This is a genomic window from Ruegeria sp. TASC047, assembly GCF_059612445.1.
In genome coordinates this window covers 492,773-515,830 of record NZ_JBXWQP010000019.1, presented here as the reverse complement: position 1 = coordinate 515,830, position 23,058 = coordinate 492,773, and the positions used below count along the sequence as shown (strand labels likewise).

The window sequence follows — 23,058 nt, the reverse complement described above, 5'->3', positions numbered from 1 at the left end:
TGTAAGACCCCATGTGGACAGCGCTGGTATCTATCTTTGTATTCACGTTGTACGTGGCTGCATTTGTGTTTTCGATCCGAGCGGCGAAAACCGCGCGGACACCGCAAGGTGCAGTTGGGTGGGTGGTCTTTCTGGTTTCAGCACCTTTCCTGGCGGTGCCGTTGTATCTTTTTCTGGGACACCATCGCTTTCACGGATATCGCATCGCGCGCCAGAAAAGTGAGCGGGTTGTTGAAGGGATCAAAACCTTTGCCGATTATTCAAGGCCCGATCCCTCCTCAATGTCGATCAATCCGCGCCCGTTCGAGTTTCTGGCGCATCTCCCTGTGTCCAGCGGAAACGGTGCCCAGCTGCTGGTTGACGGGCACGCCACATTCGACGCCATTTTCGACGCCATCGACAAGGCCAGGAACTATATCCTCATTCAGTTCTACATCATCAGAGACGATACACTGGGCCGCAAACTGCAATCCAAGCTGATCGAGGCGACGAAGCGTGGGGTTCACGTCCGTTTCATGACCGATGCAGTCGGCAGTTATGGTTTGCCGCGCGCGTATCTGGATACCATGCGTGAAGCCGGGATTGATGTCGCCGACCCTCGTCAGCAACGCGGCCCGAATTTCCGGTTTCAACTGAATTACCGAAACCACCGCAAAACTGTCATTATCGATGGCGAGACAGGCTTTATCGGTGGCCACAATGTAGGCGAGGAATATCTGGGCAAACACCCGCATTTCGGCCACTGGCGCGACACTCACATAATGATGTCCGGTCATGTCGTCCGGCAATTGCAGCTTATCTTCACCGAAGACTGGCATTGGGCACATAACGAAGACCTGATTGATGAACTTGACTGGGCGGGCAGTGAATCCGAACAGAACATGAATGCCCTGCTGGTTGCGACCGGGCCCGGAGACGAAACCGAAACTGGCGCCATGATGTTCTTTGCGGCAATCGCCGAGGCAAAAGAACGGTTGTGGATTGCGTCGCCTTACTTCGTACCCGACATCGATGTCATGACAGCACTGCAACATGCAGCGATGCGCGGTGTGGATGTGCGCATCCTTGTTCCTGACATGATCGACCATCGCCTGCCCTGGCTGGCCGCGTTTGCCTATTTCGATGAAATCCGCGACTGCGGCGTGCGCGTGTTCCGCTATACCGGCGGGTTCATGCATCAAAAGGCGTTCGTTGTAGACGATACGCTGGCCGCTGTTGGAACAACAAACCTCGACAACCGGTCCTTCCGTCTGAACTTCGAAGCAATGGCGCTGTTCTTTGATGCCCGGGCTGCGCAGGCCGTCGACCAGATGCTACAACAAGATTTTGAATCTAGTTACGAACTGACCCGCAGGTTGCGTCAACAACCGGCCCACATCCGCTTTGGTGCGCCACTGGCGCGGTTGTTTGCACCGATCCTTTAGGAAAAGAACTTCTCCTGAAAAACGCGTGTCATCAGTGCGACCAGATACGCGGTCGACAATCCAAACGCCAACAGCCCGGTGACCGAGGCAAACGAGCCGAAGATGCGCAGCCCTTCACCCAGAACGATGTCGCCGTATCCAAGCGTCGTAAACGTCACCAAAGAGAAATAGATGGCCGAGTTCCAGTCCGGCAGCACATTCAGCAATACCCAGACGATAGCCCAGATCCAGACCTGAATGGTGTGCGTCGCGATAATGAACCCCAAAGCAACGGCAATCGGCCCTGCGGTTGCCACAAACACCCCGCGTGTGACCCATTTTCTGTCCATCTTGATTATGGACATCGTGCACCAGGTCAGAAAGAGAATCTCGATCAGGATGCAAATACCCAGAAAGGTACTGCCCCAAACGATCTGATGCAGCAACGTCATGTATTCTCACCCTGAATTACGACCATGGATTGCCCGGGCACAATGACCTTTAGAACCACAAGGCACAACCCCGCCGCCGGATGAAGTAGCCTGCGGCGAAAGGAACCGGAGTAAGGTCTGCACTGGACAGTTGGGAAGTCCGACGCACATCCTGTGGAAAAAGGGCGCTTCATGCTGTTGATCATCGACCGAGTTCAAAAGACTTATCCCGGCGGGCGGCCCGTTCTGCGCGATGTGTCTCTGACACTGGATCAGGGACAAACACTTGCACTGACCGGTGAAAGCGGCAGTGGAAAAAGCACCTTGTTGAACCTGGCAGCCGCCCTGGACGATTTCGACGGGGGCGAGATCACGCTGGATGGCACGCCACTGTCCCCGTTGGACGATGCCGGGCGGGCCGGGTTGCGGCGCAGTAAGGTTTCGCTGGTGTTCCAGCAGTTCAACCTGATCCCATCGCTGACCGTGAGGCAAAACCTGTCCTTTCATGCCCGCCTTGCAGGTACCGAAGATGCCCAATGGTCCGGGCAATTGGCCGAACGGCTTGGGCTTTTGGATCTGCTGGACCGTTACCCCGAAAGCTTGTCGGGCGGACAGCAGCAGCGAGTGGCCATCGGACGCGCCATGGCAGCGCGCCCGAAACTGTTGCTGGCGGACGAGCCGACGGGCAATCTTGACGAAACCGCCAGCGCCAAAGTGCTGGACCTGATGCTGTCACTTGTTTCTGATACTGGCGCGGCTTTACTACTGGTGACGCATTCCCCGCAGATCGCGGCCCGTCTGGACACGCACCTACGGCTGAGCGGCGGGTGCATCCAATGACATTGGCCGTCGTCCAGGCCCTGCTGTCCCATTGGCGGGTGCATCGGTTGCAACTGGCAACACTGCTAATCGGTATCGCCCTGGCAACTGGTCTCTGGTCCGCTGTTCAGGCCATCAATGCCGAAGCCCGCGCCAGCTATTCCCGTGCCAACGCCCAGTTGGCACTTGGGCAGTTTGACGAGTTGCGAGATCCAGCCGGTTTCATCCCCATGTCCCGCTATGTCGATCTGCGTCGCGCGGGATGGCAGGTGGCCGCCGTACTGGAAGGCCCTTATCGGGTCGCTGGACGTACGTTGCGTTTGATGGGCGTGGATATGGTGGCCTATCCCGCGCTGCCCGCAATTGCCGAGGCCCAGCAAAGCGGTGCGCCGCCCGCCCCGGCGGACATATTGACTGCTCCGGGCCGCCTGCTGGTTTCGACAGAGTTGGAGCACTTGTTGCGCGGTCACGATACTCTGCCCCCGGTTCTCAGTACCTCTGCACTACCGCCAGATGTGATCCTGACGGATATCGGCGTTGCCGAACGTCTTCTGAATCAGCCCGGTGCAATCTCGCGGCTCATTATCCTGCCTGATCAACCCCGCGGGCTTCAGCCCCTGACCGCGATCGCGCCAGAGCTGGAACGCATCAGCCCCTCACAAAAGATCGACACTGCTCGACTGACCGACAGTTTCCACCTGAACCTGTCAGCCTTTGGATTGCTGTCCTTCGCGGTCGGCCTTTTTATCGTGAACGGCACAGTCGGGCTGGCATTTGCCCAACGCAGGGGCATTATCCGCACGCTGCGGGCACTGGGTATCTCGATGCGATTACTGGTCTGGCTGATCCTTGCCGAGCTGACATTTCTGGCCTTGATCGGTGGGCTCGTCGGGTTGCTTTTGGGCTTCTTTCTGGCCGGAGCACTTCTGCCCGATGTCGCGGCCACGTTGCGTGGCCTTTACGGCGCACCAGTAACAGGGCAACTGACGCTGCAACTGGAATGGGTTTTGGCTGGGATCGCCATGGCAGTCTTTGGCACATTGCTAGCCAGCGGCCACGCATTGTGGCGCCTGTCGCGTATGCCCCTGCTGACAAGTCCGGGTGTTCAAGCGTGGCGGGGCGACCCCCGTGCTCGCGATCTTGCAGCGGCATTGGGATTGGTCATGATCCTGGGTGGCGGTTTGGCTTATGCCAGTTTCGGGGGGCTGATGGCCGGGTTTGCCCTGTTGGCTGGCTTGCTGACCGGTGCGGCGCTGATGCTGCCTGCGCTTTTGTCTGTAAAGCTTTCATTCTGCGCCCGCGCAGCGCGGGGGCCTGTTGCCCAATGGGTCTGGGCAGATATGCGGGCACAACTGCCCGGATTGTCACTTGCCCTGATGGCCCTGTTGCTGGCTTTGGCAGCGAATGTCGGCGTAGGCACGATGGTGTCCAGCTTCCGGCTGACATTCGTCGGGTGGCTTGACCAGCGCCTGACGTCAGAACTCTACCTGACAGCCAGCGACGACGATCAGGGGCAGGAGATTACCGACTGGCTGCGCCCTCAGGTCGAAGCTATTCTGCCAATCCGAAATATGGAATTGTCGCACGAAACGGGGCCTCTGTTTCTTTACGGTGTCGTGGACGATCCGGTCTATCGGCAGAACTGGCCAGTGATCACCTCAAGCCCGAATGCATGGGATGACGTCATGGCCGGGCGTGCGGTTCTGATCAACGAGCAACTGGCCCGGCGTGCCGATCTCTGGCCCGGCGGTGCTTTGGCCTTATCGCCGGACCACATCCTGACCATCGCCGGGGTCTATTCGGATTATGGGAATCCTACCGGGCAAGCCATCGTCTCGATGGACCAACTGAACCAGATCGCTCCGGGTACGGAGGCCCGCCGCTTTGGCATTCGTCTAAACCCCGAAAACGCAACCGAAATGGCGCAAACCTTGAGGGAACGGTTCAACCTTCCACGTCAGGCTGTCGTACAGCAAGCTGCAATGAAGGCGCAGTCGCTGTCGATATTTGAGAAGACTTTTGTCGTGACCTCGGCCTTGAATGTGCTGACCCTCGGCGTGGCGGGATTTGCCATTCTCACCAGTCTGCTGACCCTGTGGACCCAGCGCCTGCCACAGATCGCACCGGTCTGGGCGCTGGGGCTGAACAGGGCGCAACTTGCAGGGCTGGAACTGTTGCGCAGCTTATTGCTGGCGGCATTGACCGCCTGTCTGGCGTTGCCACTTGGGCTTGTTCTGGCATGGGTTCTGCTGACGGTGATCAACGTTCAGGCTTTTGGTTGGCGCCTGCCGATGTTCGTCTTCCCCTGGGATTGGCTGTGGCTGTTTCTACTGACCCTTCTTGCTGCCCTGCTTGCCGCCGCCCTGCCCGCGCTACGGATGCTGCGCCTGCCACCCGCCGATCTGCTGAGAGTGTTCGCCAATGAACGTTAGGATCCTCCTGTTCCTTCTTATGTGGCTCTACCCGATACCGCTTTGGGCGCAGGGCTACGCAGGTCTCGGCGGGTCGGCCGAAGGCTTTGACGTGCCAGTAGCCGGGTATGAGTTTGATTTCCCAAGGGACCATGGCCCCCACCCGGCCTACCGCATCGAATGGTGGTATCTGACGGCCAATCTCCAAGGGGACGACGGCCAGGACTATGGCATTCAATGGACCCTGTTCCGATCTGCCCTGAAGCCCTATGACAGCGACGGGTGGCAAAGCCCGCAACTTTGGATGGGTCATGCTGCTGTTACGACCCCCAAGGCTCATTTTTTTACCGAGCGATTATCACGCGGGGGGATTGGGCAGGCCGGTGTAACTGCACAACCGTTTGAGGCCTGGATTGATGAATGGCGCATGGCCGGATCGGATTTGGACAGCCTGTCGCTGACGGCAAATGGTGAAGACTTCGGCTATGACCTTTCGCTGACTGCGCAAGGGCCATTGGTTCGTCACGGCGACGCGGGCTATTCGGTCAAATCTTCTGATGGGCAGGCAAGTTACTATTACTCGCAGCCCTTCTATTCAGCCGAAGGCGTGCTGCATTTGCCGGATAGCGAAGTCCGTGTAACCGGTCAGGGCTGGCTGGATCGGGAATGGTCCTCACAACCCTTGGCGGCAGATCAGAGGGGTTGGGATTGGTTCTCGCTCAGTTTTGAGGGCGGCGATAAGTTGATGGCTTTTCGACTGCGCGGGGATCGAGGCGACTTCACCTCGGCCACCTGGGTCAATTCAGACGGCAGTACTGAGGCCATCCCCAACGGATCAATCAGCCTTTTGCCGCTGAGTACCAACGAGGTTGCCGGGCGTGACATCCCGACACACTGGCAAGTCGATCTTGTGGACCGGGGCATAGATATTCAGGTCTCAGCCCTGACACCTGATGCGTGGATGGGTACCAGTTTCGAATACTGGGAAGGTCCTGTCACCGTAACCGGCAGCCATGAAGGCGTTGGCTATCTTGAGATGACAGGCTACTGAACCCAACCGATATTTGTTCACGACCGGCGACGCGATCTTTTGCGCGCTGACAAATCAGTCAGCGAACGACATACACCGAGACGTTGGAATGCCGCACAACACGCGCGGCATTCGGACCAAGCAGGTAGTCCTTAAAATCCGGCTTATGCGCGCCGATCACAATAAGATCGGAACCGGCGCTTTCGGCGGTTTTCAGAATCTCCTGATAGGCTGTGCCTGTCGCAACGACATGGCGGATGCTTTCATTGCGCTCGGCCCCCAATGCCGAAATACACAGCGCCGTCAGTTTGGCCTGCGCCTCGGCCAAAGCCTTGTCGTGAAAATCGGATTCAAAGAACCCGGACACCCAGCTTTCCCCGAAATCGGGCAACACAGTCACAACATCCAACTGTGCCCCTTCCATATCCGCCAAAGCGGCGGCTTTTTGCAGGACCGGAGCATCAATCTCGCCATTGCTGATATCAATGGCACACAGAACATAACGTGTCATGCGGGCACCCCTTGTCTGGCGGCACGGCCGCGTTGCAGGAACGCGATAAGTCCCAAGAGGATCATCGCTGGGATGTACACCAGCTGCTTGGGCAGCTGTTCGGAAGGTAAGCTGACCGAGGCCAGGCGTACGGGTTCATCGCCATAGTAGTCGAAGATGCCCAGATCGTCGGCCACTGGCGTGCCAAACAGCGGCTCGTCAAGCTTGACCAGCCCGTCCTCGGGAACCAGCAGCAAGCCCATCGACTCAATCCGTGCAGCACCGCCTTCCTCGTCGCCCACAGTGACAACAACGGTTGTATCCACCATCTCGAGCGTATCGAAATCGGGGCCCGCGACGACCAAGCGGACATCTGTTCCCGGCCGTGTCTGACCAATGGTCTCTTCAAATGCAGCGGGTTCAACCGATTTGAACGGAGGCGAGATACGATCCATGAAATAGTCCGGTCGGAACAGGGCAAATGCCACCAGAACGAGCGCGACACTTTCATAGATACGGCTGCGGGTCAGGAAATACCCCATCGTACCTGCCGTGAAGACCAGAATCGCTATGGTCGCGAAAACGGCCACCGTGATCCCTTCAAGCCATGTAACGTCGATCAAAAGAAGATCAGTGTTGAAGATGAACACAAAAGGCAGTGCCACGGTGCGCAGGCTGTAGAAGAACGCCGTGAAACCGGTTTTGATCGCATCACCGCCCGACACAGCAGCCGCCGCGAAGCTTGCAAGCCCAACAGGCGGTGTAACATCGGCCATAATCCCGAAGTAAAACACAAACAGGTGCACAGCGATCAACGGTACAATCAGCCCGCTTTGCGCGCCCAGTTCAACGACGACCCCGGCCATCAACGAGCTGACAACGATATAATTCGCCGTGGTCGGCAGACCCATGCCCAGAATCAGGCTGAGCAGCCCAACCATAACCAGCATAAGGATAAGATTGCCGCCTGAAAGGAACTCGACCAGGTCAGCCATTACTTGCCCAACACCCGTCAAAGTCACTGTGCCGACGATCACGCCCGCAGTGGCAGTTGCCAGCGCGATACCGATCATGTTCCGTGCACCATCAATCAACCCCTGCCACAGGTCAGCGACGCCATCGACAAAGGTGTTCTTGAGATTGCTCTGCCCCCGGAAAAGAGCCTTGAGCGGTTTCTGCGTCAGCAGGATTACGAACAGCAAAGCGGTCGCCCAGAACGCCGACAGTCCCGGCGATTTCTGTTCGATCATCAGGAAGTAAACCAGAACGATGATCGGCAGCAGGTAATGCAAACCTGCCTTATAAATATCAGCGATAACAGGAAGCGTGACCTCTTTTGCATTCGGGTCGTCCGGCTCAAGGTCCGGCACCTGAGCGGCCAGATAGAGCAATCCGACATAAACCGCGCACACGATCAAGCTCAGCACCAGGCCTGCCGCAGACGGTACCCAGCTTGTTACAGCATCGACCGGGAATTGCGAGCCGTAACAAAGCCCTGCAAACACCAGAAAGAAAGCCAACATACCCACAACGGTTCGCGCCAGATGCACGTCACGGTCGCCCAAAGTCGGCATGTTTCGCTTCACAGCTTCCAAATGCACGATATAGACCAGCGCGATGTAAGAAATCGCCGCAGGGAGGAAGGCGTGGGTGATCACCTCGACATATGAGATGCCCACATATTCCACCATCAGGAAGGCAGCCGCGCCCATCACAGGTGGCATGATCTGACCGTTGACCGATGAGGCCACTTCGACCGATCCGGCCTGTTCACTGCTAAAGCCCACACGCTTCATCAACGGAATGGTAAATGTTCCGGTCGTCACAACGTTGGCAATCGACGAGCCCGAGATCAGGCCGGTTGCGGCAGAACCAACAACGGCCGCCTTTGCCGGACCACCGCGCAGATGCCCGAGCGCACCAAAGGCCATCTTGATGAAATAGTTCCCTGCCCCGGCCTTATCGAGTAACGCGCCAAACAGCACGAACAGGAACACAAACTTCGTGGAAACGCCCAATGCGATGCCAAACACGCCTTCAGACGTGATCCACATATGGCTCATCGCCTTTTTGAGACTCGCACCTTTCCAGCGGATAACTTCCGGCACCCATTCAGATGCGCCAAAGAAGACATAGGCCAAAAAGATCGTCGCGATAATTGCCATGGCCGGGCCAAGCGCGCGTCGCGCGGCCTCGAACAGTAGCACCAAGCCAAGCAACGCGACCCATTTGTCCGTATCGTCGGCCAAACCGCCCGCATTTACGATCTTGTCATAGAAAAAATAGCCATACAGCGCGACGAACGCACCGACCAAGCCCATGATCCAATCCTGAACCGGAATATAGCCGCGCGGGCTGGACTTTAGTGCCGGATAAGCTGCAAAGGCCAGAAACAGAGCGAAGGCAAGATGGAATTGCCGCGCATTGTTTACTACGCTGCCCGGCAACACGTAGTTCGCGAGCGGCGACGCCAGGATAACCTGAAAAATCGACCAGATCGCGGCTACAATCGCCAGGAAGACACCTACATTCCCGACCGGATTACGCCCGCCCGCGTCGGATGATGCGACCAGATCCTGAAGCTCTTCTTCGGAAAGCGGACGATTGGATTGAGTGTCGGAATTCATCAAATGTCTCCCCGTCGCGGCCATTTTTGACCTTCTAACTCACCTGCTTGGTACAGGCGTTGTGCAGGGCGCCCTAAAAAGCGCCCTGCTTCAGGTCTGGTTTACTGAATCCAGCCTTTTTCTTTGTAATACTTCTCGGCCCCCGGATGCAGCGGCGCCGACAGGCCGTCCGCGATCATTTCTTCGGGCTTGAGGTTGGCAAACGCCGGGTGCAGTTTTTTGAAGTCTTCGAAGTTTTCAAAGACCGAGCTGACCACCGCATATACCGCTTCGTCCGACACATCTGCCGAAGTCACAAAAGTCGCACCTACGCCAAATGTCTGGGTGTCGCCGTCAGAACCACGGTACATGCCACCGGGGATGGTTGCAGTACGGTAGAACGAATTGTCGTTGACCAGCTTGTCCACGGCTTCACCGCTGACATTCACCAGAACCGAGTCACAGGCTGTGGTGGCTTCCTGGATCGAACCAGACGGGTGACCAACGGTATAAACCATAGCATCGATCTGGTTGTCGCACAGGGCAGCCGATTGTTCAGCCGCTTTCAGCTCTGTCGCCAGTTCGAAATCATCGGTGGTCCAGCCCATTTCGCCCAGAAGAACTTCCATGGTGCCGCGCTGACCGGAACCGGGGTTCCCGATGTTCACGCGCTTGCCTTTCAGGTCTTCAAAGTTTGTGATGCCTGCATCGGCGCGGGCCACAACGGTAAAGGGCTCGGGGTGGACCGAGAAGACGGCGCGCAGATTTTCGAAAGGACCCGCCTCTTCAAATTTCGAGGTGCCGTTATACGCGTGATATTGCCAGTCGGACTGGGCAACACCGAATTCCAGCTCGCCTTCGCGAATTGTGTTGATGTTGTAGACCGAGCCACCGGTCGATTCGACCGAGCAGCGGACACCGTGTTCTTTCCGGCCTTTGTTCACCAGACGGCAGATCGCGCCACCTGTCGGATAGTAAACACCGGTCACGCCGCCGGTACCGATTGTAATGAACTCTTCGGCATAGGCCGCCGGAGCCAACATGGCTGCGGTTACAAACGCGCCGAGGCTCAATTTGCTGCTGTTTCTCATTTCAATACTCCCACATTTTTGTCTGGCAGTTGGAATTCAAATCGATCATCTGCCCATAAAACTGTGCCGATAACGATGATCGGCCCGCCTTACAGCAGGTGCAACCTGTTGAATTTTCCAGTTTCTCCCAACCCCTTTGAGGGTTCATTCAGATACTTTCAATGTCAAGGCCAGCGCCAGCCTGACTCGCATCAATCCGCATATATGAGCGCAAATTTCGAATTTTCCCCTCTGGCACACAGGAATACCCGCCAGATCGGTCTTCCTGATCTTTGCTCCCAAATTTGTTCAGGTCGGTTCAACAGCGGGTCGTATATGGTGCCATTTCGCAGGGAGAAGTTGATACCAGAGGACTGAAAGGAACCAGACCAGATCGAAAAGTAAGAATTAAGTGTGCGAACACGCAAGTGGCCCGAAAAGAAAAAACAGGAAGCAGGTTCCCCTAACTCCCTGTTTTTACTTTGGTACCCAAGGCCGGACTCGAACCGGCACGGTATCACTACCGGGGGATTTTGAATCCCCTGCGTCTACCATTCCGCCACTTGGGCCACGGACACTGGATTAGCGCCCATCCGAGGGAAGGTCCAGAGGCAAAAATCATCCAATAATCCATTTGTTTCCACTGCGATGGTTGACGGGCCGTCAGGTGCGTGGTTTGGCTTTCCCGGGTCGAGAACGGGATTTGAGTGCTTAATGTTGCGATCGCTTTATGACTGGACAATTCGTCTGGCGGAACACCCTCATGCGCTGTGGGCGCTGGCCGTAGTGGCTTTTGTCGAAAGCTCGTTCTTTCCAATCCCCCCCGACGTTCTGATGATTCCGATGATCCTTGCACGCCCCTCGCGCGCTTGGCTGATTGCATCTGTTGCCCTGGTGGCTTCGGTTCTGGGCGGGATGCTGGGCTACGCGATTGGTGCGTTTTTCTATGAAAGTCTGGGGCAGCCCATTCTTGAATCCATGGGCAAGGCTCATGCGATGGAAGAATTCAACACCCGCTTCAACGATTTCGGGTTCTGGGCGGTTCTGGCCGCCGGTGTGACGCCTTTCCCGTACAAGGTCATCACCATTATGTCCGGCTGGACAGGAATGCCGCTTGGAACATTCATCGCAACGTCGATACTGGCACGCGCGCTCAGGTTCTTTCTTGTTGCGGCCCTGCTTTGGGGCTTTGGCGAGCCGATCCGTGAGTTTATCGAAAAACGCCTGGGGCTGATGTTCACCTTGTTCATCATCCTGTTGTTTGGCGGCTTCCTGGTGGTGAAATACCTATGACGAGACGTTCACAACTTATCGCACTGGCAAGTCTTGGGTCCCTGGCCCTTCTGCTGGCAGCTTTTGGCTTTCAGCATCTGGGCGGCCTTGCCCCGTGTAAAATGTGTATCTGGCAGCGCTACCCGCATGGGGTCGCAATCGCGATTGGCGTTTTGGCGTTGGCCTTACCAAGGCTAAGTTTCCTGCCCCTCTGTGGCGCAATGGCCGCCGCCGCCACTTCGGGCATCGGGTTCTATCACGCTGGCGTTGAGCAAGGGTGGTGGGAAGGTCCGACCAGTTGCACATCCGGCAGCATCAGTGGGATGTCGAATGACGATCTGTTCGATCAGATTATGTCTGCGCCTTTGGTTCGCTGCGACGATATCCCGTGGGAATTGTTCAACATCTCGATGGCTGGGTGGAATGCCATTGCCTCGGCTGTTCTGGTGTTGATCTGGCTCGTGGCGTGGCGGTCAGGCCGGGCCTAGAATTCGTCCAGTTCCGCATCCCAATACAGAAAATCGATCCAGCTTTCGTGCAAGTGATTGGGGGGGAATTTCCGACCAACATTGCGCAGTGCTTCGGCGTCAGGCTGGCGGGGCGGCTTACGCAGGTTCATTCCTGCCTGACGCAGTGATTTCGACCCTTTGCGCAGGTTGCACGGGCTGCAAGCCGCCACAACGTTCTGCCAACTGGTCACCCCGCCAGCGGCGCGTGGCACCACATGATCAAAGGTCAGATCACCGCGACTGCCACAATACTGGCATCGGAACTCGTCCCTCAGAAATAAATTAAAGCGCGTGAAGGCCACGCGCTTTCTGGGTTTTACATAGTCTTTCAATACAACGACCGAAGGTATTCGGATCTGCGTACTCGGGCTGCGAACCACTTCGTCGTATTCGGCCACGATGTCGACCCGATCCAGCCAGGCGGCCTTGATCGCCTCTTGCCAGGGCCACAGGGACAACGGGTAATAAGACAGGGGGCGATAATCGGCGTTCAAAACCAATGCCGGATGATGCTTCAATGCACCTGGCTCCCTGACAAATTCGGTCCTGAAGTCTCCGTCCATATCAGAATCGCTCCTCGCTCTGCTCTGCCCGTTTTTGACATCAGAGCGGGGAACACCCGCCCCGGCCTTAAAATAACTATATATCGTGTTAATACTCTGACAAGCCCTGATTTTCCACAATATGTCGCAAACTGGGTAGTGCAACTCCGTAACAGGCACATGACAGTTATCCACAGCTTGCGCGGGGTGCACTCTTCAGGGTATGCGCACGTCATGTCCTGGTTCATTCGCTTCAACAAACCTTACGATGTGCTGCCGCAGTTCACCGACCGCGACAATGCGGATACTCCGCGCAGTACACTGTCCGATTTCATCGATCTGCCCGGGGTTTATCCTGCCGGTCGACTGGACCGTGACAGCGAAGGTTTGATGCTATTGACTGACCACGGCAAGTTACAGGCGCAGATCTCGGACCCCAAGCACAAGATGGCAAAAACCTATTGGGTTCAGGTCGAAGGAATCCCGGACGAAACCGCCCTGAAAGCGCTGCGAAACGGCATCGAGTTGAAAGACGGCCTGACCCGTCCGGCGAAGGTGCGGCAGATCGACGAGCCGGACGACCTGTGGCCCCGAACCCCACCAATCCGCGAACGCGAGACTGTTCCAGACAGTTGGATAGAACTGTCCATACGCGAGGGCAAAAACCGTCAGGTGCGTCGAATGACGGCCGCCGTGGGCCTGCCAACCCTGCGCCTGATCCGCTGCCGCATCGGTGACTGGACACTGGACGATCTGGAACCGGGCCAGTGGGACAGCCTGCCCATGCCGTCCCTGAACTCCACACCGCAACGAAAACGCGACCGTCGACCGCGCCGGTGACATACCCTGCCCTGATCTGCTAAACTCGAGTCATGAAACTAACTCCCGGAATACCGGCCCCTTCGGCGATTCTGGAAGCGTCGCTTTATGTCGATGATCTGGACGCAGCGGAACAGTTTTACGGCGAAGTACTGGGCCTGGAACGCATTCAGCGTGTCGCCGACCGCCACGTGTTTTACCGAATTGGCGGATCGGTCCTGTTGATCTTTAATCCCGAAAAGACGGAACAGCCGCCCCTCAACCCGGGCATGCCTGTTCCGCCCCACGGCGCCCGTGGTGCAGGACACGTGTGTCTTGTACTGACCCGAGATGAAATCGCGGTAATGCGCAAGCACCTTCTGGACTGGAATGTCCCCGTAGATGCAGATTTTGACTGGCCCGGAGGCGCACGTTCCTTGTACGTGCGCGACCCGGCCGGAAACTCAGTCGAATTTGCGGAAGCCCATCTTTGGTCTTGAACCAATACAAAACGACCGTGTTCCGCTGAACTGACCTTACTGGCTAAAGGCTCAGCTTGTCGCGCATGAAGGCCAGAGCCACACTCAGCCCGTCCGGGGCGATTCCGTGCCCGGTGCCCTTCATGACATGGGCATAGACCTCTTTGAAACCGGCGGATTGCAGGGCCTCTGCCGCTTCGGGCAAGGATTGCGGCGGGACGACGTCGTCGGCATCGCCATGCACCAGCAATACCGGCATCCGGCTGACGGTTTCGTCTGCCAGAAGGTCCGCCTCTAGCAAACGGCCTGAGAAAGCGACAATTCCGGCCACGGGGTCTTCGCGGCGGGGCGCGACATACAGGCTCATCATCGTGCCCTGGCTGAAGCCAAACAGGACAACCTGTTCGGGCAGAACATCTTCATCCACCATCAGAGCATCCAGAAAGGCGTTGAAATCCTCGACCGCCATTTCCATGCCCCTGCGCGCCTCTTCTTCGGACGACCCGTCAATCCAGGGAATCGGAAACCACTGAAAACCATTGGGCATTCCAGGGATCTGCTCGGGCGCGTCCGGGGCCACGAACAATGTGTCGGGCAGATGTTCACCCAGCGGGTCAGCCAAACCCAGCAGATCGGCACCGTTTGCGCCATAGCCATGTACGAACACCACAACCGAGCGCGTGTCGCCCGAAACAGGCTCTTTCCGGAGCGCATTCAAAACCCGTGTCATCTGATCCCTTCTCTTTGCTTTGCAACCCGGTAATAGGCCCACAGCACCCGCGCCGCAACCGAGCGCCAGGGCGACCAGGCCTCGGCCATCTTGCGCAGTTCTTTATCTGTTGGGCGGTTGGGCAGGTCATAAAGGATGCGCGCGGCCTCTTGCAGTGCCAGATCACCAGGTGCGATCACATCAGCGCGACCAAGCGAGAACATGGCGTATATCTCCGCAGTCCAGACGCCGATGCCAGACACCTGCGTCAACGTGGCCACAACTTCTGCATCAGGAGCATCACGTAACGCTTTGTAATCTATACGCGCTTCTGCCAGAGCCTTTGCATAGCGGACCTTCTGACGGCTTAACCCTACGGCCCGCAGATCGTCATCCGTTGCCCACATGATCTTTCGCGGACCCGTCAACTTGGCATCTTGCAAGCGTTGCCATATTGCATTGGCCGAAGCCACGCTGACCTGTTGGCTGACAATGGCACTCAGCAACTGCGCGAACCCGTCGGGACGGCGACGCAAGGGCAATGGGCCAGTCTGTTCTATTGCATAGGCCATGCGCGGACAGCTCTGGGCCAGCCAGTTGGCCCCTTCCGCCACACAATCCGGCGTTTCGATGATGCGGCCAACGGGCATGTGGTCTCCCTGCTCGGTTGTCACTGGCACGTTAGGCGCATGTGCCGCAGATGCAACCGGCTTGTGCCGCAAACCCTTAGCCGATAACCATTCCGCCATGACCATGATCCCGACCCTTCCCGATGACCGTCAGGCCAAACGCAACGTTACTGTCTTGGTGGCGGCGCAGGCCATTCTGGGCGCGCAGATGCCAATGATGTTCATCGTCGGAGGGCTGGCAGGTCAGTCGCTGGCGACTAATCCCTGCCTGGCAACATTGCCCATTTCGCTGATTGTTCTGGGATCGATGCTGGCAGCCACGCCGATCTCGGCCATCATGCAAAAATGGGGGCGTCGGGTCGGGTTCCTTGTTGGCGCGACATCCGGTGCGTTGGGCGGGCTGATCGGGGCCTATGGCCTGTTTCTTGGCTCTTTCCCCGTCTTCCTTGTAGGCAGCCTGTTAACAGGCATCTACATGAGCGCCCACGGATTCTACCGGTTCGCCGCAGCGGACACCGCATCGGACGAGTTCCGCCCCAAAGCGATTTCCTATGTCATGGCTGGTGGATTGGCAGCTGCCATCATTGGCCCGCAGATCGTAAAGCTCACGTCCGAAGCCTACGTCATCCCGTTTCTGGGCACCTATCTGGCTGTTATTGGGATCAATGTTCTGGGGTCCGCCCTATTCTTCTTCCTTGATATTCCAACACCTGCAAAACCCACCGGCACCGAACCCAAGGGGCGGTCGCGACTGGAGTTGTTGAAAACACCCCGCATCGCTGTGGCCATCATATGTGCCATGGTATCTTACGCGCTGATGAATCTCGTGATGACCTCGACGCCGTTGGCCGTGGTTGGTTGTGGTTACTCGGCCAATGACGCGGCGGATATCGTCACCAGCCACGTGCTTGCCATGTATGTGCCCAGTTTCTTCACCGGTCACTTGATCGCCCGGTTTGGTATCGAGAGGATTGTGGCGCTGGGTCTGGCGATTCTTGCAGCCGCTGGTCTGGTCGCCCTGCAGGGCGTGGAATTGGGGAACTTTTTCGTTGCCCTCATTCTTCTTGGTGTTGGGTGGAACTTTGGCTTTATCGGCGCGACCACGATGCTGGCCGCGTCGCATGAACCGCAGGAACGCGGTCGGATGCAGGGCCTCAACGACCTGCTGGTGTTTGGCGGAGTGACTATGGCCTCGCTGGCTTCGGGTGGATTGATGAACTGCTCGGGCGGTTCCCCGGTCGAAGGGTGGACAGCAGTCAACCTTGCAATGATCCCATTGCTGACACTAGCAGGCGGGGCTCTGTTGTGGCTGGTTCTGCGGCCGGCCGACCCGGAACGGGCCTGATCACCAGCGCCCGCTGCCCACAGACCACATCAAGGACAGCCGTTGCTGTATTTCTCCCGATACAAGATCACCGGAGGCAACACGCTCAGGTCGGGCTATGGCTTGCTTCAAAATCCGTTCGGCCAACCACCCGGAATATAATGCCGGCCGTGCCTCAACCGAAATATCAGCCCGATGCGATCTGGCGTTGTGCAGACGATTCAAGGCGGTTCCAGCCAAGGCACGCACCCCTTCAAGGGTACCGTCCAAAAGCGGTATCCGCCCGCGTTTTTCCAGTTCAGGAATAGCCCTGAGCCAGTTCGCCACCCCAACCGCATATCCAAAGTCACGCAACACAGTTTCATCGGCCACCCCCAGCGCCTGGGCTGATGCAACAACAAATGAGCCCGCGCTGTGATTAATGTAGGCGTCAAAGTGATCCTGATCCTCAAACGGATCACGATATATATCCCAACGCCTTACGGCCACATATTCATCCAAAACACCAGCCAGATGAGGCGAAAGAACCCGTGACAGGGGTGTTACCACCTCGTGCCGCCGTACGGTCTCCCCTTCGGCGATTTCCTGTAGCGCGTCACGCCACCATTGCAGCCGCATCTCGGCAATCATTGGCTCTTGCGTCACCCAGGGCGCGCGGGCAACTTCGACGTTCAGCGCGTAAATCGGGAACAGGACTGCACGGTCTGCCACCGGTGCAGCCATCGCTGCGCGGAATCGATCTGGATCAGCCCGTTGCACAAGTGCCGCGCAGGCTTTGACGTCTTGGTCAAAGACCACGCTCACTCGGCTGCCGCCTTTTTCGGATCACAATCGCGCACCAGTTTCCACTGAATCGCATCCAGAAGCGCCTCGAAAGACGCATCGACTATATTCGCGCTGACGCCCACAGTGGACCAACGCCGCCCCTGCCCGTCTTCGCTGTCGATGATGACACGCGTGACCGCTTCGGTGCCGCCTTGCGTAATCCGCACCTTGAAGTCGACCAGACGCATATCTGACAGCACCTGTGAATACTGTCCCAGATCCTTGGCCAAGGCTTTGGCTAGGGCGTTCACCGGCCCCCTGTCGCTGCCTGACTCGTCCATGGATTCGCTGACAGACAGCTTCTTTTCGCCATCCACTTTTACGACAACAACGGCCTCGGACAGGCTGACCATCTTGTTGTATTTGTTCTTACGCCGTTCAACGGTGACTTTGTAACGCTTGACCTCGAAGAACTCAGGCAATTGACCCAGCTCTTCCCGCGCCAGCAGTTCAAAACTGGCCTGAGCGGTGTCATAGGAATATCCATCCGCCTCGCGTGCCTTTATCTGGTCAAGGATGCGGCCAAGTGCGGGGTCACCTTCTTCAACACGTAAACCGGCCTCGGTCAAACGCTTGCGCAGGTTTGACTGACCAGCTTGGTTCGACATCGGAATGATGCGGGCGTTCCCGACGCTTGCGGGGTCCACATGCTCATATGTCGATGGGTCCTTGAGGATCGCGCTGGCATGCAGCCCGGCCTTATGCGCAAAAGCCGACGCCCCGACATAAGCCGCCTGCTTGCTGGGCACTCTGTTCAGAACATCATCCAGCATCCGGCTGATGCGGGTCAAACCAGACAAAGCCTCACGGCTGACGCCAATATCAAACTGCGACGCATAGGGTTCCTTCAGCAACAGCGTCGGAATCAAAGCGGTCAGGTTCGCATTGCCGCAACGTTCGCCCAAACCATTCAATGTGCCCTGAATTTGCCGTGCACCGGCCTCAACAGCAGCCAGGGAACAGGCAACGGCATTTTCGGTATCGTTATGGGTGTGAATGCCCAGCCGATCACCGGGCAGCCCTGCTGCGATCACCTCGGATACAATCCGCCCAACCTCGGAAGGCAAAGCTCCACCATTGGTGTCACACAGAACAACCCACCGTGTGCCAGCCTCAAGCGCTGCGCGACAAACCTCCACGGCATATTCCGGATTGTCCTTGTAGCCATCAAAGAAATGTTCCGCATCAAACAGCGCTTCACGCCCCTGCGCGACGATATGCGCGACCGAGGCGCGCACGTTTTCCGTGTTTTCTTCCATTGAAATGCCAAGCGCGTGGGTGACGTGATAGTCATGCGACTTGCCGACCAGACAAACAGCCTGCGTTCCCGCATTCATCACGGCTGCCAGCACATCGTCATTCTCGGCTGAGCGTCCTGCGCGTTTGGTCATGCCGAACGCCGTCAACCGGGCCGAGGTCTTTGGGGCCACCTCGAAAAACGCGCTATCGGTCGGATTGGCGCCGGGCCAACCGCCTTCTATGTAATCCACGCCCAAAGTGTCCAGAGCCTGCGCGATCTGCACTTTTTCTGCCGTCGAGAATTGCACGCCCTGCGTTTGCTGCCCATCGCGCAGGGTCGTGTCGTAAAGGTAGAGGCGTTCCTTGGTCATCAGACCTCCTCCAGCTTGGCGGCATCAAAACCGGCGCCGGGCACCAGCTCAACACTGTCCTTGCTCATCCGGACTTCAAGCCCTGCCGCAAGATAAGCTGCCTTCAAGCGGTCAACTTCCGAGAAGTCCTTGCTTTGCATTGCGGTGGCTCGTGCCTTCGCCAAACGATCTGCATGGGCGGTCAGGTCGACAGATGCGGTATCAGCCCAGTCGCCCATTTCAGGCAAAAGCAAACCCAGCAGTTGCGCACTTGCCAACAGGCCTGCGGCGTCACCGCCTGAAGCCAGACGATAAAGCTCGCTCATGGCACCTGCCGTATTCAGATCGTCACTTAGTGCTGCGATGACTTCAGGTGCCGCGCTGGCTGCGGGCTCGATGCTCGCTGTCAGCACCCGCCACTTGCGCAGCGTCGCCTCTGCCTCGTGGGCCTTTTTTTCGGTCCAGTCCATCGGCTTGCGATAATGCGTCTGCAGAAAGACGAACCGGATCACTTCGCCCGGCACGCCCTGCTCCAGCAAATCGTGCACGGTAAAGAAATTGCCCAGCGATTTGGACATTTTCTTACCTTCGACCTGCAACATCTCGTTATGCAGCCAGACCCGCGCGAATTCACCGTGCGGGTGTGCGCATTTGCTCTGGGCGATCTCGTTTTCGTGGTGCGGGAACATCAGGTCGTTGCCGCCCCCGTGAATGTCAAAACTCTCGCCCAGCAGTTCATAGCTCATGGCCGAGCATTCGATGTGCCAGCCCGGACGTCCCCGGCCCCATGGGCTGTCCCAACCCGGCAGGTCGTCGGTCGAAGGCTTCCACAAGACAAAATCCATCGGGTTCTTCTTGTATGGCGCGACCTCGACCCGCGCGCCAGCGATCATGTCATCCACCGAGCGCCCCGACAACTTGCCGTAGCTTTCTTTCCAGCTATCCACCGCGAACAGAACATGGCCTTCGGTGGCATAGGCATGACTCTTGGCGATCAGGTCTTCGATCATCGCGATCATCTGGGAGATATACTGGGTCGCGCGTGGCATCTCGTTCGGTTCCAACGCGCCCAAAGCACCCATATCATGCAGATACCAGCCGATGGTTTCATCGGACCGTTGCTGCACCAATTGCTCAAGCGTGCCTTCTACACCAGCCTGTTTGCGGGCCAGTGCCGTGGCGTTGATCTTGTCATCCACGTCGGTGAAATTGCGCACGTAAGTCACGTGATCCGCGCCATAGACGTGGCGCAGCAGGCGATACAGCACGTCAAACACCACCACCGGGCGGGCGTTGCCAAGATGCGCGCGGTCGTAGACGGTCGGACCGCAGACATACATCCGCACATTTTCAGGGTCGATCGGAACGAAATCTTCCTTCGTCCGCGTCCGCGTGTTGTGCAGCTTGATCGTCGTCATCGGTCGGGCTCCTAAGAAACAGCAAAGGCTTGCGCGTTGGCGCGGGCTTAGCAACTTGTCTCAGGGATGAAAACGAAAGAAACCGGCCCGCTTGATAAATCAGCAGGTAATGCAGCAGATAATAATGATGCAGGTCACCGGGTTCATGGGACATCGGTTAGCATGGGATCATTCCCAAGCCAAGTGTTGAGTTTGCCATCCCCGTTCGGCACAGTGCCGAACATGGACCGAGATTTCGTCAATTCCATCTGCAAAACGCTGCCCGGCGCTGAACTGTCCGATCCCTGGGGCGGTGGCCATGACGCCTGGAAAATTGGTGGCAAAATGTTCGCCTGTATCGGGATCGCAAATGACGGTGTTTCCGTAAAAACGCCCGATATCGAAACGGCGCAGATGCTGATAGACACCGGGATCGGCATAAAAGCCCCCTATTTCCACCGCAGCTGGGTGCGTCTTCCGTTCGACACCGGTGCAGACGAAATGCGCCATCGTTTGACTGTGTCCTATGACCTTGTCCGCGCATCATTGACCAAAAAACTTCAGGCCTCGATAGCGCCGCGAAGCTGATTGACAAACGCCTGCCGCTCTGTCCCATTCAGCGCAGAGTAACCGAGGCCCTTGTCATGGAATTGTCCAAGCGCATCACGCAGATCACCGGCGGCAGCGACGGGTGGGAGGTGTTCAATCGGGCCCGACGGATGCTGAATGATGGGCATGCCGTGACAGAATTGACAATCGGCGAGCATGACGTTCGTACCGACCCGTCGATCCTGCACGCTATGGACCTGTCGGCCCGCAACGGTCACACTGGTTATGCCACGGTGCCCGGAACAGATTTGCTGCGCGATACGGTTGCTGCCCGGGTTCAGTCCCGCACAGGTATCCCAACGACGCGTCACAATGTACTGATCACGCCCGGTGGGCAGTCCGCCCTTTTCGCCGCGCATATGGCTGTGTGCGATCCCGGCGACACCGGACTGTATCTGGCCCCGTATTATGCCACCTACCCCGGAACGATTCGCGGTGCCGGGGCCATTGCCCGCGCTGTTCGAACCACCGTAGAAGATGCATTTCAACCGCGCGCAGATTTGATTGATGCAGCGGCGGAAGGCGCGGTTTCGCTGTTGATCAACACGCCGAACAACCCGACCGGAGTGGTGTATTCCCGTCAGTCACTTGAAGCCATTGCCGATGTTTGCCAACGCCGTGACCTGTGGCTGATATCAGACGAAGTCTATGACACCCAGATCTGGGAGGGCGAGCACCTATCTGCCCGCGCGCTGCCCGGAATGGCCGACCGTACCTTGGTGGTTGGATCAATGTCGAAATCTCATGCCATGACCGGGTCCCGATGCGGGTGGATCGTTGGTCCGGAATACGTGATCCGCCACCTGATAGATCTGGCTACTCATACAACTTATGGCGTTCCGGGGTTCATTCAGGACGCGGCCAGCTTTGCACTGACCGCAGGACACGAACTTGAAAACAAGATCGCCGCGCCATTCCGTCGCCGCCGTTCATTGGCGATGGACATATTGGCGGCACAGAACACAGTGGGGCTCGTCCCAGCGCAGGGTTCTATGTATCTGATGCTGGATATACGGGCGACCGGGCTGACGGGCGAAGGGTTTGCGAACGCCCTGCTGGACACTCATGCGATTGCCGTCATGCCGGGCGAAAGCTTTGGCAAAGCCGCAGCGGGTCACATTCGGGTTGCCATGACCGTGGATGATGAGAAATTTGTCAGTGCCTTGAGAACCCTGTGCGCGTTTTCAGCGCAGCTCGCCAAGCGACACGCGGATGAATAGCCGCATTCAAAACCGAAATGTCGTACGCAGGTTGAAAACATTGGTGTCCAGACTGCCGCTGGATCGGGTGACATCGTCGAAATTCTGCCGCAGCGCTTCACCGCTGATGATGAAATTCTCGCCAATCGGATAGGCCAATCCGATTCCGTAAACCGCTGCCGTGTCACTGTCGACCGACGTATCAGCCCGCGCCGCGCCTACGACCACGTATCCCAGAGCGTTTCCAAAATCATATCCGCCACGCAGTTTCAAGCTGGTCATGCTGTCGAGACTGCCCTGAGACTGGCCAAGGTTCAGGGACAGCCGGTTATATTCCAACTCACCGCCCAGAACGAAATTCCCAAAGTCCTGATCATAGCCCAGATGCGCACCAAAGGCCGTATCATCGCCATTCGCACCGCCCGGACCGTCGGCATCTGCAAATCCAAAACTGAACCCTGCATACCCGCCAGTCCAATCCTCAGCCGCAACCGGGCTAGCTCCGGCGATCAATATCGCAACAACAAGGACGGAAAAAGGGTTCATAGTCGGGCTCAATGCAACACCGCTCTGGTTTCGATCAGAGGCATGACTTCAATTCAATCTGAGACCTGCTGGTCATAATTCAACTCCGCTCAGCAGACCTTGGAAGTAAGTGAATGCAGTATAACAGATTTCTTCCAAAACGGGTGAAAATCTCGGCGTTTGGTTCTCTGACCCCAAAAGCCGTGAGAATTGTCCATGTGAATAATTTTCAAAGGTCGCAAATAGAACAGATTGTGTCGCCGCGTTTTGGAATGGTCGCGCAAGACGTTGAGGGGCAAAATGGCAGACGACGACTGGAAAATCAGCCTGATCAGCCGCACCATTGGGGCAGATCGCGGCCGTGCCGCACGAGGACGGCCGTAAAGGTGTGC

At 57.4% G+C, this 23,058-nt stretch carries 22 protein-coding genes and 1 tRNA gene; 11 read left to right on the top strand and 12 right to left on the bottom strand.

Annotated elements, in window-relative coordinates; genetic code table 11:
* The first annotated feature begins 11 nt into the window (after positions 1-11).
* Positions 12-1,424, top strand: a complete 1,413-nt coding sequence (gene cls, locus AC2FLO_RS05070; RefSeq protein WP_496751673.1) for a cardiolipin synthase — start codon at positions 12-14, stop codon at positions 1,422-1,424.
* Here cls and AC2FLO_RS05065 read toward each other — a convergent pair.
* The gene (locus AC2FLO_RS05065; protein ID WP_496751671.1) at positions 1,421-1,855 is read right to left on the bottom strand and encodes an ion channel; all 435 of its coding nucleotides are present in this window, start codon (positions 1,853-1,855) and stop codon (positions 1,421-1,423) included. The genes cls and AC2FLO_RS05065 overlap by 4 nt on opposite strands.
* 171 nt (positions 1,856-2,026) lie before the next feature.
* On the opposite strand from AC2FLO_RS05065, the gene AC2FLO_RS05060 reads away from it, so the two are divergent.
* Genes AC2FLO_RS05060 through AC2FLO_RS05050 form a run of 3 tightly spaced genes read left to right on the top strand, consistent with a single transcriptional unit; the run spans position 2,027 to position 6,115 of the window.
* Entirely contained in the window at positions 2,027-2,674 is a 648-nt protein-coding gene (locus AC2FLO_RS05060; protein ID WP_496751670.1) for an ABC transporter ATP-binding protein, read from the top strand.
* Complete coding sequence (locus AC2FLO_RS05055; RefSeq protein WP_496751668.1) at positions 2,671-5,085, top strand: FtsX-like permease family protein; 2,415 nt, start codon at positions 2,671-2,673, stop codon at positions 5,083-5,085. Before AC2FLO_RS05060 ends, AC2FLO_RS05055 begins: the two co-directional genes overlap by 4 nt.
* Complete coding sequence (locus AC2FLO_RS05050) at positions 5,075-6,115, top strand: lipocalin-like domain-containing protein (protein ID WP_496751666.1); 1,041 nt, start codon at positions 5,075-5,077, stop codon at positions 6,113-6,115. The genes AC2FLO_RS05055 and AC2FLO_RS05050 overlap by 11 nt, the downstream gene beginning before the upstream one ends.
* Positions 6,116-6,173: 58 nt before the next feature.
* On the opposite strand, the gene AC2FLO_RS05045 is transcribed toward AC2FLO_RS05050, so the two are convergent.
* The 4 genes from AC2FLO_RS05045 to AC2FLO_RS05030 all read right to left on the bottom strand — a co-directional run bounded on the left by AC2FLO_RS05045 (position 6,174) and on the right by AC2FLO_RS05030 (position 10,829).
* Complete coding sequence (locus tag AC2FLO_RS05045; protein WP_496751665.1) at positions 6,174-6,605, bottom strand: universal stress protein; 432 nt, start codon at positions 6,603-6,605, stop codon at positions 6,174-6,176.
* Positions 6,602-9,211, bottom strand: a complete 2,610-nt coding sequence (locus AC2FLO_RS05040) for a TRAP transporter permease (RefSeq protein ID WP_496751664.1) — start codon at positions 9,209-9,211, stop codon at positions 6,602-6,604. The genes AC2FLO_RS05045 and AC2FLO_RS05040 overlap by 4 nt, the downstream gene beginning before the upstream one ends.
* A 101-nt stretch (positions 9,212-9,312) precedes the next feature.
* Positions 9,313-10,281: a TAXI family TRAP transporter solute-binding subunit gene (locus AC2FLO_RS05035; RefSeq protein ID WP_496751663.1), complete on the bottom strand. Its 969-nt coding sequence runs from the start codon at positions 10,279-10,281 to the stop codon at positions 9,313-9,315.
* Positions 10,282-10,743: 462 nt separating this feature from the next.
* Positions 10,744-10,829, bottom strand: a tRNA-Leu gene (locus AC2FLO_RS05030).
* A 145-nt stretch (positions 10,830-10,974) separates the two neighbouring features.
* Between AC2FLO_RS05030 and AC2FLO_RS05025 the strand changes: the two genes are divergently transcribed.
* On the top strand, positions 10,975-11,553 hold the full coding sequence (locus AC2FLO_RS05025) for a YqaA family protein (RefSeq protein ID WP_480485552.1): 579 nt from the start codon (positions 10,975-10,977) through the stop codon (positions 11,551-11,553).
* Complete coding sequence (locus AC2FLO_RS05020) at positions 11,550-12,020, top strand: disulfide bond formation protein B (RefSeq protein ID WP_480584452.1); 471 nt, start codon at positions 11,550-11,552, stop codon at positions 12,018-12,020. Before AC2FLO_RS05025 ends, AC2FLO_RS05020 begins: the two co-directional genes overlap by 4 nt.
* On the opposite strand, the gene AC2FLO_RS05015 is transcribed toward AC2FLO_RS05020, so the two are convergent.
* A complete protein-coding gene (locus tag AC2FLO_RS05015) occupies positions 12,017-12,604 on the bottom strand; it encodes an HNH endonuclease (protein ID WP_480485548.1) in 588 nt (195 codons plus the stop codon). The two genes, AC2FLO_RS05020 and AC2FLO_RS05015, sit on opposite strands and share 4 nt — an antisense overlap.
* Positions 12,605-12,817: 213 nt before the next feature.
* Here AC2FLO_RS05015 and AC2FLO_RS05010 point away from each other — a divergent pair, with 213 nt between their 5' ends.
* Together AC2FLO_RS05010 and AC2FLO_RS05005 are read left to right on the top strand one after the other, a co-directional pair.
* Positions 12,818-13,423, top strand: a complete 606-nt coding sequence (locus AC2FLO_RS05010; RefSeq protein WP_496751980.1) for an rRNA large subunit pseudouridine synthase E — start codon at positions 12,818-12,820, stop codon at positions 13,421-13,423.
* A gap of 32 nt (positions 13,424-13,455) precedes the next feature.
* A complete protein-coding gene (locus AC2FLO_RS05005; protein WP_496751662.1) occupies positions 13,456-13,881 on the top strand; it encodes a VOC family protein in 426 nt (141 codons plus the stop codon).
* A gap of 43 nt (positions 13,882-13,924) precedes the next feature.
* Here the strand turns inward: AC2FLO_RS05005 and AC2FLO_RS05000 are convergent, their stop codons facing one another.
* Together AC2FLO_RS05000 and AC2FLO_RS04995 are read right to left on the bottom strand one after the other, a co-directional pair.
* Complete coding sequence (locus AC2FLO_RS05000; protein WP_480472927.1) at positions 13,925-14,590, bottom strand: alpha/beta hydrolase; 666 nt, start codon at positions 14,588-14,590, stop codon at positions 13,925-13,927.
* Positions 14,587-15,219, bottom strand: coding sequence for a DNA-3-methyladenine glycosylase family protein (locus AC2FLO_RS04995; protein ID WP_496751978.1), 633 nt, complete (start codon positions 15,217-15,219; stop codon positions 14,587-14,589). Before AC2FLO_RS04995 ends, AC2FLO_RS05000 begins: the two co-directional genes overlap by 4 nt.
* A gap of 97 nt (positions 15,220-15,316) precedes the next feature.
* Between AC2FLO_RS04995 and AC2FLO_RS04990 the strand changes: the two genes are divergently transcribed.
* Positions 15,317-16,543 carry an MFS transporter gene (locus tag AC2FLO_RS04990; RefSeq protein ID WP_496751661.1) on the top strand — a complete coding sequence of 409 codons (1,227 nt, stop codon included), beginning with the start codon at positions 15,317-15,319 and terminating at the stop codon, positions 16,541-16,543.
* Here the strand turns inward: AC2FLO_RS04990 and AC2FLO_RS04985 are convergent, their stop codons facing one another.
* From AC2FLO_RS04985 to cysS, 3 genes are read right to left on the bottom strand one after another with little or no spacing between them, the layout of a single operon-like run.
* Entirely contained in the window at positions 16,544-17,320 is a 777-nt protein-coding gene (locus AC2FLO_RS04985; RefSeq protein WP_496751660.1) for a squalene/phytoene synthase family protein, read from the bottom strand.
* A 2-nt stretch (positions 17,321-17,322) separates the two neighbouring features.
* Positions 17,323-18,957: a citramalate synthase gene (cimA, locus tag AC2FLO_RS04980; RefSeq protein WP_496751659.1), complete on the bottom strand. Its 1,635-nt coding sequence runs from the start codon at positions 18,955-18,957 to the stop codon at positions 17,323-17,325.
* Complete coding sequence (gene cysS, locus AC2FLO_RS04975) at positions 18,957-20,354, bottom strand: cysteine--tRNA ligase (protein WP_496751658.1); 1,398 nt, start codon at positions 20,352-20,354, stop codon at positions 18,957-18,959. Before cysS ends, cimA begins: the two co-directional genes overlap by 1 nt.
* Positions 20,355-20,576: 222 nt before the next feature.
* Between cysS and AC2FLO_RS04970 the strand changes: the two genes are divergently transcribed.
* Together AC2FLO_RS04970 and AC2FLO_RS04965 are read left to right on the top strand one after the other, a co-directional pair.
* Positions 20,577-20,921, top strand: coding sequence for an MmcQ/YjbR family DNA-binding protein (locus AC2FLO_RS04970; protein ID WP_480564624.1), 345 nt, complete (start codon positions 20,577-20,579; stop codon positions 20,919-20,921).
* 56 nt (positions 20,922-20,977) lie between these two features.
* A complete protein-coding gene (locus AC2FLO_RS04965) occupies positions 20,978-22,162 on the top strand; it encodes a pyridoxal phosphate-dependent aminotransferase (RefSeq protein WP_496751656.1) in 1,185 nt (394 codons plus the stop codon).
* 6 nt (positions 22,163-22,168) lie between these two features.
* On the opposite strand, the gene AC2FLO_RS04960 is transcribed toward AC2FLO_RS04965, so the two are convergent.
* The gene (locus tag AC2FLO_RS04960; RefSeq protein ID WP_496751654.1) at positions 22,169-22,687 is read right to left on the bottom strand and encodes an outer membrane protein; all 519 of its coding nucleotides are present in this window, start codon (positions 22,685-22,687) and stop codon (positions 22,169-22,171) included.
* Positions 22,688-23,058: the final 371 nt, after the last annotated feature.